Source organism: Vibrio sp. ABG19, assembly GCF_029962385.1.
Taxonomy (GTDB): Bacteria; Pseudomonadota; Gammaproteobacteria; order Enterobacterales; family Vibrionaceae; genus Vibrio; species Vibrio ostreae.
Genome location: NZ_CP071708.1, coordinates 503,450 through 516,317 on the forward strand (window position 1 = coordinate 503,450; position 12,868 = coordinate 516,317).

A 12,868-nucleotide genomic window follows, 5' to 3' on the forward strand; every position below is an offset into this window, starting at 1 on the left:
ATAAACTTTGCCCCACAAGCCTGCCTCATCCAGGATCCGGTTCGAGACGGAAAAATCAAATTTGGCGGAAAAATTTCAGGTTACAAAAATGGCAGAAAAAAACTGACGCAAACGTTTTCCTTTTTGTTTTAAGCCCTGTAGAATAACGCCGTTTTCATATCCAACTAGATCGAGGACTTTCCCCGTGAGCGGCAACAACACTTCTCTTAGCTACAAAGATGCTGGCGTAGATATCGATGCAGGCAACGCGCTTGTTGAACGAATTAAAGGTGCAGTAAAGCGTACTCGTCGCCCAGAGGTAATGGGTGGCATTGGTGGCTTTGGTGCATTGTGTGAACTCCCAACCAAATACAAACAACCGGTCCTGGTGTCAGGCACGGATGGTGTGGGTACCAAACTACGTCTTGCTTTGGATATGAAAAAGCATGACACCATTGGTATCGACCTGGTTGCGATGTGTGTGAACGACCTGATTGTACAAGGCGCTGAACCACTGTTTTTCCTTGACTACTATGCAACCGGTAAACTAGACGTGGATACCGCAGCCGACGTAGTATCCGGCATTGCTGATGGTTGTCTGCAAGCTGGCTGTGCCCTGATCGGTGGTGAAACTGCTGAAATGCCAGGCATGTACGAAGGTGAAGACTATGACGTGGCAGGTTTTTGTGTCGGTGTGGTCGAAAAAGAAGATATCATTGACGGCAGCAAAGTTGCCGCCGGCGACGCACTGATTGCTGTGGGCTCCAGCGGCCCTCACTCAAACGGCTACTCTCTGGTTCGTAAGATCCTGGAAGTATCCGGCGCTGACAAAAACGAGCTACTGGAAGGTAAAGCAATCGGCGAACACCTTCTGGAGCCAACCCGAATTTACATCAAATCAGGTTTGAAACTGATTGCTGAGCATGACATTCATGCGATTTCTCACATCACTGGTGGTGGTTTCTGGGAAAACATTCCTCGCGTACTGCCAGAAGGCACTAAAGCGGTTATCGACGGCAAGAGCTGGGAATGGCCTGCAATCTTCACATGGCTGCAACAGCAGGGCAATGTAAACACTCACGAAATGTACCGTACATTTAACTGTGGTGTCGGCCTTGTGATTGCACTGCCAAAAGATCAGGCTCAGGCTGCGGTAGAACTGCTGCAGCAAGAAGGTGAAACCGCATGGGTTATTGGTGAAATCGCCGCTGCTCAGGAAAATGAAGAGCAAGTAGAGATCAAATAATCAATGAAAAGTATTGTTGTTTTAGTTTCAGGAAATGGTACCAATTTACAAGCGATCATCGATGCTTGTGAAACAAGTATTGGCGATGGCAAAGTAACGGCTGTTTTTTCAAACAAAGCAACTGCTTATGGCTTAGAACGGGCTAAAAAAGCAGGTGCGGCTGCAGTGTTTGTCGATCCAAAGGCGTTTGAAACGCGTGATGCATTCGATCACGCCCTGATGCAACAGATCGATGAATATCAGCCGGACCTGATAGTTCTGGCCGGTTACATGCGAATTCTGAGCAGTGAATTCGTGCGCCATTACATGGGGCGCATGATCAATATTCACCCGTCACTGTTGCCGAAATACCCGGGGTTGAACACCTATCAACGCGCTATCCATGCCGGTGATGAAGAGCACGGTACCAGTGTTCATTTCGTTACCGAGCAACTTGATGGTGGCCCGGTGATTCTGCAAGCCAGTGTACCTATCTACGATGAAGATACGGTGGATAGCCTGACCAAACGCGTTCAGGAGCAGGAATACCGCATCTACCCACTGGTGACCCAGTGGTTTGTTGAAGGACGCCTGGAGATGAAAGACGGTAAAGCCTATCTTGATGGTAATCCGCTCGGCATCCACGGCCATCCTGACCAGTAACCGTCTGCGTCCGGGACAAAGTTGACAACAAAAAAGGGTTGATAGCATATCAACCCTTTTTTATTTGTCCCAACCCGCCCCAACGACTGGCAGATGCCGGGACTACGCCAATGGCGCTTTCGGCGACTGGTCTCCCGGTTTACCCGGTACAAACTCAACATCCGCCAGTTGCTCAACATTGGTTGCAATCAGCTCGCCACAATGGAACAGGTTATACTCTCCGGGCTTCATGCGTTGCCAGATTTCATTCATGGTCAATGGCTGAGTCGCGATCACCGATACCACGTCATTCGGTGTGGTCTCTTCTTGGAAATTGACTTCAACATCTTCATCGATCAACGCAGCATGTCCAAATGGCGCGCGACGGGTAATCCAGTATAAGTGGTTAGTGCAATAGCTCATCACGTAGTCGCCATCGGACAACAGCATGTTAAACACGCCTTTGGCACGTAACTGGTCACACAGCGTAGCAATGTAGGCAAATACTTCGGTCATATCCTCAGGGATCTGCGGATAACGATGCTCCAGCTCATCTAGCAGCCAGCAAAAGGCAACTTCACTATCTGTCTCACCGACCGGGCGATGGCGACCGGAAATCAGATGCTGATAATCCGTCAGCTGACCATTATGAGCAAACGTCCAGTAGCGCCCCCATAATTCACGAGTAAACGGATGGGTGTTCTCCAGGTTCACAGCACCGCGATTTGCCTGACGAATATGGCTGATCACCGCGCAGCTTTTGATCGGGTAATTCTGAACCAGTTCCGCAATTTTTGACTGACAGCTTGGGCTGGGATCTTTAAAGGTCCGAAAGCCTTTACCTTCATAAAAGGTGATTCCCCACCCGTCACGATGCGGGCCGGTACGTCCGCCACGCTGCATCAGGCCGGTAAAACTAAAACAGATATCGGTTGGCACATTAGCGCTCATGCCGAGCAATTCACACATGGTTTAAACCACTCCTCTTTAAACCACACTTCACCTTTCAGCTATCCCAGAGTCCCGGGCCGCAGCCCGGAGTTCTTGATTACGCCATCTCTTTTTCAATCAACTGAATGACAATGTGGATAATCTTAATATGTACTTCCTGGATACGGTCTGCATAGCCAAAGTGAGGAACGCGGATTTCCACGTCGGCCACACCGGCCATTTTACCGCCGTCTTTACCGGTCAGAGCGATGGTTTTCATGCCTTTCGCTTGTGCCGCTTCCATCGCTTTGAGGATGTTGCCAGAATTACCGGACGTCGACAGACCAAACAACACATCCCCTTTAGTACCGACCGCTTCAACATAGCGCGAGAACACGAAATCGTAGCCAAAATCATTGCTCACACAAGACAGGTGGCTTGGATCTGAAATGGCAATACCAGGGTAACCCGGGCGATTCTCACGGTAACGACCGGTCAACTCTTCAGCAAAGTGCATGGCATCGCAGTGTGAGCCACCGTTACCACATGACAGTACTTTACCCCCCTGTTTAAAGGAGTCAGCGATCAGTTTCGCTGCGGCTTCAATCTGAGCCAGATTGTGCTCGTCGCTCAGAAACTTGTTCAGAACATCGGCCGCTTCAGTTAATTCACTTCTAATCAGATCCTGGTACATAGGTATATTCTCTTTATTACGCTGCTGGCAGACAAACTCTCTACAAACCGGAGAGTTTCGTTACCGATGAGTTTACCCAAACGATTTCCTCTGTCGAGAGTTAGCCTGCAAGATTTGCCACATTCAGCGTAAATCGCCTCCAGTTACCCGGGCTTGATCCAAAATTTAGAAGCATTACTCCATTCAGATCACTTTTAAGTATTGCAGGGTTTTACATTTTATTAATATTTCGATTACACTTAACTGGTAAGACCAGAATAAAACCTCATCGAACACTCCGGTCTGAATAAGGATAAAAATATGGAAATCTTGCTCTCTGTCTGTGGGTTGATGGTTGTTCTCGGCGGCTGCCTCTATCATCGTAGCTCACTCATTACTGCCTTAGCCGCCCTAACCGTTACCCTACTCGTCCTCACGCTGTTTGGTCCTCTGGGTCTCATCAGTTGGGCGCTGTATCTGGCTGCGGTTGTCCTACTGGCAATCCCTGCCGTCCGCCAGTCTGTCGTATCGCGCAAAGCGTTGGCCGGCTTTAAAAAAGTTCTGCCGGCCATGTCGCAAACGGAAAAAGAAGCCTTGGACGCTGGTACGGTATGGTGGGAAGCCGAGTTATTTAAAGGTAAACCCGACTGGCAGCAGATGCATCGTATCAAGGCGCCTGAACTGTCGGCCGAAGAGCAGGCATTTCTCGATGGGCCGGTCAATGAAGTCTGCGCCATGGTCAGTGACTACCAGGTCACCCATGAACTGGCCGACCTGCCGCCGCAGGTGTGGCAGTACCTTAAAGAACATAAATTCTTCGCCATGATCATCAAGAAGCAATATGGCGGTCTGGAGTTTTCCGCTTACGCACAAAGCTTGGTGCTGCAAAAACTGACCGGTGTGTCGGGGGTTCTTTCCTCAACCGTTGGCGTCCCTAACTCCCTGGGACCCGGTGAGCTGTTGCAACATTACGGCACCACAGAGCAAAAAGAATACTACCTGCCACGCCTGGCTGAAGGACGCGAAATCCCCTGCTTTGCTCTGACCAGCCCAGAGGCCGGTTCCGATGCCGGTTCAATTCCGGATTTCGGTATCGTCTGTCACGGTGAATGGCAAGGCAAACAGGTTTTGGGTATGCGCCTAACCTGGAACAAGCGCTATATCACTCTTGCTCCGGTCGCAACCGTCCTTGGCCTGGCGTTTAAACTGCGCGATCCGGACGGCCTGTTAGGCGACAAAGAAGAAGTGGGCATCACCTGTGCCCTGATCCCAACCGACCTGCCCGGCGTGGAAATTGGCAACCGTCATTTCCCGCTCAACGTTCCGTTCCAGAACGGACCGACCCGTGCCAGTGATCTGTTTGTGCCGCTCGATTTCATTATCGGGGGGCCGCAAATGGCCGGACAGGGCTGGCGTATGCTGGTGGAATGTCTGTCGGTCGGACGCGGCATTACCCTGCCATCCAACTCAACCGGAGGCACCAAAACCGCAGCCCTGACGACCGGTGCTTACGCCCGTATCCGCCGTCAATTCAAACAGCCTATCGGACAGATGGAAGGTATCGAAGAGCCGCTGGCCCGTTTGGCAGGTAATGCTTATGTGATGGATGCCGCCAGCAACATGACCGTTGCTGCCATCGATAGCGGGGAAAAACCTTCGGTGATCTCGGCCATCGTTAAATATCACTGCACCCATCGTGGTCAGCGTGCCATTATCGATGCGATGGACATCGTGGGCGGTAAAGGGATCTGTCTTGGCCCCTCTAACTTCCTAGCACGCGGATATCAGGGCGCCCCGATTGCCATTACTGTCGAAGGGGCCAATATTCTGACCCGCTCGATGATTATTTTTGGTCAGGGTGCGATCCGTTGTCATCCGTATGTTCTACAGGAAATGGCAGCGGCGTATTCCGATCAGCCGGACGCTTTAGCCCAATTTGATAAGGCTCTGGCCGGGCATGTCAGCTTTACCCTCAGCAACCTGGTACGCAGTATCTGGTTTGGTCTGAGCGATGGACGCGGCTCACAGGCTCCGGTCCGGGATGCGACCCAACGTTACTATCAACAACTCAACCGCTACAGTGCCAACCTGGCGCTGCTGGCTGATATTTCCATGGCAGTGCTCGGAGGCTCACTGAAACGTAAAGAGCGCCTGTCAGCCCGACTGGGGGATATTCTCAGTCAGCTTTACCTCAGCTCTGCAACCCTGAAACGGTTTGACAATGACGGCCGGCCAGTGGAAGACCTGCCTCTGGTGCACTGGGGACTGCAAGACAGTATGCAGCAGGCAGAAGTGGCTATCGATGAGTTCCTGGCCAACTTCCCGAACCGCCTGCTGGGCAGAGTACTGCGAATGCTGATCCTGCCATTTGGCCGGGTGCGTCAAGTGCCCAGTGACAAGCTCGACAGTCAGGTGGCGCAAATTGTGCAAACACCGAGTGCCACCCGTGACCGCCTGGGCCGCAATCAGTACCTGGAGCCGAGCGAGCATAACCCGGCCGGAAAAATTGAGCTGGCTTTGCGGGTGATACTCGACGCTGAGCCACTGTTTGATAAAGTGTGCCAGGCGCTCAACCAGCGTCGTCCATTCACCGGCCTGGATGAAGTGGCCAAACTGGGACTGCAGCATAATATCCTGACGCCGGAACAGGCAAAACACCTCAGCGAAGCTGAAGCGCACCGTCTGGCCACCATCAATGTGGATGATTTCGCACCGCAGGAGCTGGCCGCAGAGAAAACCTCGCCGCAGCTGGGTGATGCCGCCTGAGACGTAGATCAGCCTGAAACCGTCGGCAGCTAACAGCAAAGTATCAATCCCAACAGGAGGCCAAAGCCTCCTGTTTTTTCTTATCGTGCTTTTCGCCGGCTGATAAGCCGCTTCGCTTAATTTACTGGTCGTTTACGCTATCGCAGCTAAGTGAATCACTTAACTGTGGCCTGGGTTATTTTTTCGGCACATTGAGCTGCATCTCCGGTTTTGGTTCCCTGCCAACGCGCAATTTGCGCATCACAAACCAACCGACCACAATCAGCAGCAAAACCACCAGGTTACCCACCACAATGTAGATGATGCTGCGCTGGCGCGCCTCTTCACGCATCTGAATCACAAGACGTTCCTGCTCTATTTTACGCTTCGCGGCCGCTTCCTCTTCCTGTAAGCGGCGGGTCGCCGCTAAATCAATCCCTTTAACAACGCTGTAGGTATGCAGGCCAATCGGGAAGTAGAGCTCACGCTGACTGGCCAAATCCGTCGCATACAACTTGGCTTGCCAGGAATAGTTACCGACCTTTTCACGGTTCGGAATCATCAGCGTCACCTTCAGTGCATCTTTCGCAGCCACTCCTTCGGTGAGAAACTGCTCTTGGTCAGCATTGAAATGCTCCACATGCGCAGCCAGCGATCCCGGCTCAATCATACCCTGCTCGCCGCTGACCACCAGTTGGTGCGGTTGGCCATCCTCTCGAGACTGGATAAAAGTGGTGGTCACCGGTGACGGATACACCAGCACTGCCTGTTCCTGAGCTCGCAGGAAAACGCCGTTGCCGGAAGTGATTCGTACCCGGTACTTACCCGGGTCGGGTGAAATCGGCAGCGAGACCGTAAATACGCCATCGCCAGGCTTCTCATCCAGCCCCTGTCCGTCATCAGCAAATTCGCCAATTACGGTCGGTAGCGGGCGGGCTTCTTTGAGCAACGACTCTTCATTTTCGATGTACTTGGTAAAGGTCACTTTCAGATTCACGCGGTCCAAAAAGTCCCTCAACAGCAGAGGCTTACCATCAGAAGTCAGGCGGGCAGTAAACTTGATCTCCTCCCCCTGATAAACCCGGTTCGGAAACACATCCGAGCTGAGCTGAAGGTGGGAAATAAGCTTGATATTATTCCTCGGCGATACCTTCCCCACCGCCTGCCAGGGGCCCGGCATCGGATGATCAATGGAGATGATGTCCATGGAAGGTTCTTCGTACCAGCGTACGTTGTCCGGCTTACGCCAGGCGTAATACTTTTTACCATCCGGACGCACCAGTACCACTGGCTGAGAATTGTTTTCACGGTAGATCACAAAGGTGATCTGAGAAATAGTCGGATCGACCCGAAACCGGTTATCCAGCAAAGACAGGGTTGACTCATCGCTGGCAAATGCACTGACACCAAACAGTAATCCGAATAATACCAACCCTATTCTAAACATAGATTCTCCCTACTGGCGCCAGAGGCACGCCCCATTTTTTTCAACAAGATCCAGACGTTCCTGGTGTGCCTGCATTTCATCGGCCGTCGCACGCAAAACCTTTAGCGCTTTTCGACTTTCACTGACCCGTTTGATGTTATCGCCACCAGCGCCGTTTTCCTGTGACCCGGCAGAGAATTGCAGCGACGTCTGGCCACCGGTCATCAGCAGATAAACATCAGCCAAAATCTCGGCATCGAGCAATGCCCCGTGCAGAGTACGGTGTGAGTTATCAATACCGTAGCGCTCACACAGAATATCCAGGTTGTTACGTTTGCCCGGGAAGATTTTCTTCGCCATGGCCAGCGTATCGGTTATCTGGCAGTACTGCTCGGTTTTACCAATCGAAGCATTGAGTTTGCTGAACTCATAATCCATAAAGCCGACGTCGAAGGGCGCGTTGTGTGCGACCAACTGAGCGCCTTTGATAAAGTCGAGAAACTCATCATGCACATCTTTATATTCCGGCTTATCCACCAGAAATTCATCGGTAATACCATGCACTTCCACCGCTTCAGCCTGAATCTCGCGATCCGGTTTGAGGTAAACATGGAAATGGCGACCAGTCAGCTTGCGGTTGATGATCTCCACCGCACCGATTTCGATGATCCTGTGCCCTTCGTAATGAGGACCGCCTTCAAGGTTCATACCTGTGGTTTCGGTATCGAGAACCACAATGCGACCGTAATCAGAATTGTTGCTAGTATTCATGAGGATTTATATGTCAGACTATGCCAATTGTGTGCCAAACCCAATAGTATCAAATCATGAAGAAACAGGTGGAAATTTTCACTGACGGTTCTTGTTTAGGCAATCCGGGCCCGGGTGGCTACGGGGTCGTCATGCGCTATAAACAAGTGGAAAAAACCCTTGCCAAAGGTTATCGCCTCACCACCAATAACCGGATGGAAATGCTGGCGGCCGTGGTCGCGCTACAAACCCTGAAAGAGCCCTGCGAGGTGCAACTGACCACCGACAGCCAGTATGTGCGTCAGGGCATCACCCAGTGGATTCATAACTGGAAAAAGCGCGGCTGGAAAACGGCCGATAAAAAACCGGTTAAAAATGCCGATTTATGGCAGGCACTGGACAAAGAAACCGCCCGCCATAAAGTGGAATGGCACTGGGTAAAAGGCCATGCCGGTCACCGCGAAAACGAAATGTGCGACGAACTGGCACGCACTGCGGCTGAAAATCCAACCGAAGAAGATACCGGTTATCAACCAAGCTGATGTTGCAGATCGGTTGATGCACCTCATATTGCCGGGCTAAGCGTTGTCGAATTCGATGTTTGAGGTAGAAACGACTCAGGCGTTACTTCTGCTCAGACATCTGTTTGGACTGAGACTTAACCCGGTAATTGACTCCGACTGGTGACAAACGACGTTTGAAGCGCCAGTGGGGCTTAATCGGCTTAAGCGGATAGGTACGCTTGCGCGCCACGATGAAATACAGACTGCCAAAGGCACGCCCGTAGTCACCAAGACCGTTTTCCAGCCAGGTCCATAGCGGACGATATTTCAGCATCGGAAACAACGCATACTGATCGCACTCAACCACCTGATAATTAAGCACCCCAAGCCAATCTTTAATCCGGTTTGGAGTAAACATACGTCCACTCCACGGCAGGCTGCGCTTACGCCAAGGCAAAAAACTGGCCAGCCCGGTCAGGCTGAGCGGGTTAAAGCCGGTCAGAATGATGTAGCCATCATCAATCAAAACCCGGTCTACCTCACGTAACATCCGGTGCGGGTCGTTACAGTAGTCCAGTTGATGGGTCACAATCACGGCATCAATACTGCGTTCCAAAAATGGTAACTCACCACTGTCGGCGATCACATTATGCAATGGGTTCTGGATATCGAGATGAACTTGGTGTTGAATATTACAATTACAACTGGCAAGTTCGCAGCTCAAGCCACCCAGTTTCAACATATGATAGCCAAACAGTTTCGGGCACCACTCATCAAGCCGGGTTTGAATCGACTCACAGACCCACTGGCCATTTTTCATTTGAGACCACGAATGCGGTGTCTCAAGTTTTTTTTCACTGCGTGCTGGTTTCATTGCTAACTCGCTTCACCAAGGTGACTGGAGATAACTCATGTTACATATCAAAAGCATACCCGCATTTAATGATAATTACATCTGGCTGATTAAAAATAGCGATCAGCGTTGTGCGGTGGTCGATCCGGGCGATGCCGCCCCGGTGCTTGCCTACCTGGCTCAGCATGAACTGGTTCTGGATGCCATCCTTATCACCCACCACCACCATGACCACATTGGCGGAGTGCCTGAACTGGTGCGTCAGTTTCCACACGTTGATGTCGTCGGCCCATCCAAAGAGCCGATTCCAACCCTGACCCACCCGGTCGACGGCGGCGATCAAATTGAACTGTTTGATGAACGTTTTATGGTGCTTGATTTACCGGGCCATACGCTGGGCCATATCGGTTATGTGGGCGACGGCAAGCTGTTTTGTGGCGACGTGCTGTTTTCTGCCGGCTGCGGACGGGTGTTTGAAGGCACGATGGAACAGATGTTCACTTCACTGAACAAACTCACCAGCCTGCCGGATGAAACCGAGGTGTACTGCGCACACGAATACACCGCCAGTAACATCGCTTTTGCCATGGCCGTCGAGCCCGATAACGAACAGTTACAAATTTATCGTGATGAAGTCATCCGTCTGCGCGGCCAAGGCAAATCGACCCTGCCGACCACCCTGCAACGGGAGAAATGGGTCAATCCTTTCTTGCGCACACAGGCTTCAAGCGTCATGAAGTCAGTGACCAATCGTACCGAGCAAACGGATGCGTTGTCGGTATTTAGCGCATTACGTGAATGGAAGAACGAATTTTGACGTATTCTTGCTTGTCACGGGATTAATACGGAAAGTATTATCAGCAGCCAACGATAAAAAAGGCTGTTTTACATGCGAGTACAATTCAGCTGGGTAATTGCACTGCTACTTGCCGGATGCCAAACTACCCAGCCTTTGAGTCAAGATACATCAGAAAACAGGGAAAAGAGCACAGCATCTGCCCAGATGACCGTGCCGCCAGCCCCATCCAAAACGACGCTAAAAGCCCCTAAGGTGGTTCCCCCTCAGGAGCAGGATGACGTGTGGCAGCGCATCGCTATGCAGCTGTCGCTGCCGATTCCGGATGATGAAACCGTCAACTACTACCGCACCTGGTATCTCAAACATCCGGGCCATTTAGCGATTGTCGCCGAGCGGGCCAAACCTTTCCTGCATTTAATTACCGAGAAAATCGAACAGCGTCAGCTGCCACTCGAACTGGCTCTGCTGCCCGTGGTGGAAAGCTCATTCGATGCATTTGCTTACTCCCACGGCAGTGCGGCCGGGCTGTGGCAGTTTATCCCCGCGACCGGCAAGATGTACGGCCTGAAACAAAATTTCTGGTACGACGGACGCCGGGACGTAGATGCTGCCACCGACGCGGCACTGGATTACCTGACCGTGCTGGGTAAGCGCTTTGATGGCAACTGGTATAACGCGATCGCTGCGTATAACAGTGGCGGCGGCCGGGTGTCTCAGGCGATGCGTAAAAACGTCCGTCATGGCAAGCCGACCGATTTCTTCTCGCTTGATCTGCCGAAAGAAACCAGCGGTTATGTGCCTAAATTACTGGCTCTGGCTGATATCATCGCCAACCAGGAAAAATACGGTATCGAGCTGCCGCCGATTGCCAACCAACCGGTGCTGAAGCTGGTTGATCCGAAAGAGCAGCTCGACCTCGCGATTGCGGCCCAGTATGCCGGTATCAGCGTCAAAGAACTGCAAAGCTATAACCCGGCGTTTAACCAGTGGGCCACGGCGCCCAACGGGCCGCATCAACTGCTGATCCCGGTCGATAAAGTCACGCGTTTTGAGCAGCAAGTGGCGGCCAATAAAGGCAAAGGGATGAAACTGATTCGTTATCAGGTGAAAAGCGGTGATACCCTGAGCGTGATAGCCAATCGCTATAACACCACCACCAAAGTTCTGCAAACCGCCAATAGCCTGTCCGGCACCTCGATTCGCGTCGGCCAACACCTGATGGTGCCGACGTCGGTCAAAGATGAAAAAGCGTATGCGTTGAGTGCCAGCAACCGTCTGGCCAAGACTCAGTCTTTGGCCCGCGGCCAGTACAAGCTGACCCATACCGTGCATTCCGGCGAGAGCCTGTGGACCATCGCACGAGCAAACAATGTGTCGCATCAGGCACTAGCCAAATGGAATGGCATGGGCCCGCGCGATACCTTACGGGTGGGACAAAAACTGGTGATCTGGAAAGACAGCAGCGACGGCGCCATCATCCGCACCGTATTTTATCAGGTGCGCAGTGGTGACACTCTGAGTGGCATCGCTTCGCGCTTCAGTGTCAAAACACGCGATATTGTGCAGTGGAATGAACTGTCAAATCAGAAATACCTGCGTCCGGGCCAGAAACTGAAATTGTATGTCGATGTTACTAAGGTTACGGTATGACACCTTCAGGTAATCCTTTGATCATGCTGGTGGATATTTTCCGTTCACCGAGCGACTGTTTTGCCGCCCTCTACCAGCGCAGTCTGTGGGGCTGGCAAACCTATCTGGTGTTAATGATTACGCCGTTTCTGTTCTGGGGGGCGTACTTCGATAACGTTAACTTTGAGTGGCTGAGACAGGCTCTGCAAGCACAACTGACCAGCGCCAGCCCGACGCAGCTGGAATTGCTGCAGCCTGATCCCCTGATGGCCAGTGAAATCATCAGCGATCTGGTGGGGCGGACTCTGACCATTCTGACCCTGGCATTGTGGTTTCGTCTGGCAACAAAACCCGTCGCGCCACAGATGGGCTACTGGAAATGGTTTGCCGCCAGCAGCGTGGTGCTGTTTCCGGCCGTCATTGGTGATTTAGCCAGTTACGTCAGTCTGTTACTTAAGCACGGTCAAGTGATGAACTACGCCGCCGACCTCAATAGCCTCAATGGTCTGATTAAACTGCCACTGACCAGCGACTGGGCTCAGTTTGCCGGCGCTTTCCCACTGCTGCTGCCCTGGTATATCGTGCTGGGCTATACCGCGGTCGGCACCTGGACTCAGCTTGAACGCGGTCAGGTGCTGGTGATTGCAACTCTGCCCTGGCTGGCGTTTTACCTGATCTGGGCCCTATTTATCGGCTTAAGTTAATCCTTATTGC

12 protein-coding genes are annotated in these 12,868 nt (G+C 52.0%); 7 read left to right on the top strand and 5 right to left on the bottom strand.

Annotated elements, in window-relative coordinates; translation table 11 throughout:
• The first annotated feature begins 184 nt into the window (after positions 1–184).
• Positions 185–1,225, top strand: coding sequence for a phosphoribosylformylglycinamidine cyclo-ligase (gene purM, locus J0X00_RS08505; protein ID WP_136482305.1), 1,041 nt, complete (start codon positions 185–187; stop codon positions 1,223–1,225).
• Between the two features lie 3 nt (positions 1,226–1,228).
• Entirely contained in the window at positions 1,229–1,867 is a 639-nt protein-coding gene (purN, locus tag J0X00_RS08510) for a phosphoribosylglycinamide formyltransferase (RefSeq protein WP_136482303.1), read from the top strand.
• A 102-nt stretch (positions 1,868–1,969) separates the two neighbouring features.
• On the opposite strand, the gene J0X00_RS08515 is transcribed toward purN, so the two are convergent.
• Complete coding sequence (locus J0X00_RS08515) at positions 1,970–2,815, bottom strand: class II glutamine amidotransferase (RefSeq protein ID WP_218562772.1); 846 nt, start codon at positions 2,813–2,815, stop codon at positions 1,970–1,972.
• A 79-nt stretch (positions 2,816–2,894) separates the two neighbouring features.
• Complete coding sequence (lpcA, locus tag J0X00_RS08520; protein WP_136482299.1) at positions 2,895–3,470, bottom strand: D-sedoheptulose 7-phosphate isomerase; 576 nt, start codon at positions 3,468–3,470, stop codon at positions 2,895–2,897.
• A gap of 300 nt (positions 3,471–3,770) precedes the next feature.
• Between lpcA and fadE the strand changes: the two genes are divergently transcribed.
• Complete coding sequence (gene fadE, locus J0X00_RS08525; RefSeq protein ID WP_282477909.1) at positions 3,771–6,215, top strand: acyl-CoA dehydrogenase FadE; 2,445 nt, start codon at positions 3,771–3,773, stop codon at positions 6,213–6,215.
• Between the two features lie 175 nt (positions 6,216–6,390).
• Here the strand turns inward: fadE and J0X00_RS08530 are convergent, their stop codons facing one another.
• Both J0X00_RS08530 and dnaQ read right to left on the bottom strand, forming a co-directional pair.
• Positions 6,391–7,641 (bottom strand): TIGR03503 family protein, encoded by a 1,251-nt coding sequence (locus J0X00_RS08530; RefSeq protein ID WP_136482295.1) that lies wholly within the window; start codon positions 7,639–7,641, stop codon positions 6,391–6,393.
• 9 nt (positions 7,642–7,650) lie between these two features.
• Positions 7,651–8,391, bottom strand: a complete 741-nt coding sequence (dnaQ, locus tag J0X00_RS08535) for a DNA polymerase III subunit epsilon (protein ID WP_282477910.1) — start codon at positions 8,389–8,391, stop codon at positions 7,651–7,653.
• A 56-nt stretch (positions 8,392–8,447) separates the two neighbouring features.
• Here dnaQ and rnhA point away from each other — a divergent pair, with 56 nt between their 5' ends.
• Complete coding sequence (gene rnhA, locus J0X00_RS08540; RefSeq protein ID WP_136482291.1) at positions 8,448–8,912, top strand: ribonuclease HI; 465 nt, start codon at positions 8,448–8,450, stop codon at positions 8,910–8,912.
• A gap of 82 nt (positions 8,913–8,994) precedes the next feature.
• On the opposite strand, the gene J0X00_RS08545 is transcribed toward rnhA, so the two are convergent.
• Complete coding sequence (locus J0X00_RS08545; protein ID WP_218562770.1) at positions 8,995–9,747, bottom strand: class I SAM-dependent methyltransferase; 753 nt, start codon at positions 9,745–9,747, stop codon at positions 8,995–8,997.
• A gap of 37 nt (positions 9,748–9,784) precedes the next feature.
• On the opposite strand from J0X00_RS08545, the gene gloB reads away from it, so the two are divergent.
• From gloB to J0X00_RS08560, 3 genes are all read left to right on the top strand, one after another.
• Positions 9,785–10,543, top strand: a complete 759-nt coding sequence (gene gloB / locus J0X00_RS08550) for a hydroxyacylglutathione hydrolase (protein WP_136482287.1) — start codon at positions 9,785–9,787, stop codon at positions 10,541–10,543.
• 72 nt (positions 10,544–10,615) lie between these two features.
• Complete coding sequence (locus tag J0X00_RS08555; protein WP_282477911.1) at positions 10,616–12,175, top strand: LysM peptidoglycan-binding domain-containing protein; 1,560 nt, start codon at positions 10,616–10,618, stop codon at positions 12,173–12,175.
• Entirely contained in the window at positions 12,172–12,858 is a 687-nt protein-coding gene (locus tag J0X00_RS08560) for a YIP1 family protein (RefSeq protein ID WP_136482283.1), read from the top strand. The genes J0X00_RS08555 and J0X00_RS08560 overlap by 4 nt, the downstream gene beginning before the upstream one ends.
• The last annotated feature ends 10 nt before the right edge of the window (positions 12,859–12,868 follow it).

Excerpts from the sequence above, each read along its gene's own strand:
- purN (WP_136482303.1), top strand. The coding sequence starts at position 1,229 with ATGAAAAGTATTGTTGTTTTAGTTTCAGGAAATGGTACCAATTTACAA.
- J0X00_RS08515 (WP_218562772.1), bottom strand. The coding sequence starts at position 2,815 with ATGTGTGAATTGCTCGGCATGAGCGCTAATGTGCCAACCGATATCTGT.
- lpcA (WP_136482299.1), bottom strand. The coding sequence starts at position 3,470 with ATGTACCAGGATCTGATTAGAAGTGAATTAACTGAAGCGGCCGATGTT.
- fadE (WP_282477909.1), top strand. The coding sequence starts at position 3,771 with ATGGAAATCTTGCTCTCTGTCTGTGGGTTGATGGTTGTTCTCGGCGGC.
- J0X00_RS08530 (WP_136482295.1), bottom strand. The coding sequence starts at position 7,641 with ATGTTTAGAATAGGGTTGGTATTATTCGGATTACTGTTTGGTGTCAGT.
- dnaQ (WP_282477910.1), bottom strand. The coding sequence starts at position 8,391 with ATGAATACTAGCAACAATTCTGATTACGGTCGCATTGTGGTTCTCGAT.
- rnhA (WP_136482291.1), top strand. The coding sequence starts at position 8,448 with ATGAAGAAACAGGTGGAAATTTTCACTGACGGTTCTTGTTTAGGCAAT.
- J0X00_RS08545 (WP_218562770.1), bottom strand. The coding sequence starts at position 9,747 with ATGAAACCAGCACGCAGTGAAAAAAAACTTGAGACACCGCATTCGTGG.
- gloB (WP_136482287.1), top strand. The coding sequence starts at position 9,785 with ATGTTACATATCAAAAGCATACCCGCATTTAATGATAATTACATCTGG.
- J0X00_RS08555 (WP_282477911.1), top strand. The coding sequence starts at position 10,616 with ATGCGAGTACAATTCAGCTGGGTAATTGCACTGCTACTTGCCGGATGC.
- J0X00_RS08560 (WP_136482283.1), top strand. The coding sequence starts at position 12,172 with ATGACACCTTCAGGTAATCCTTTGATCATGCTGGTGGATATTTTCCGT.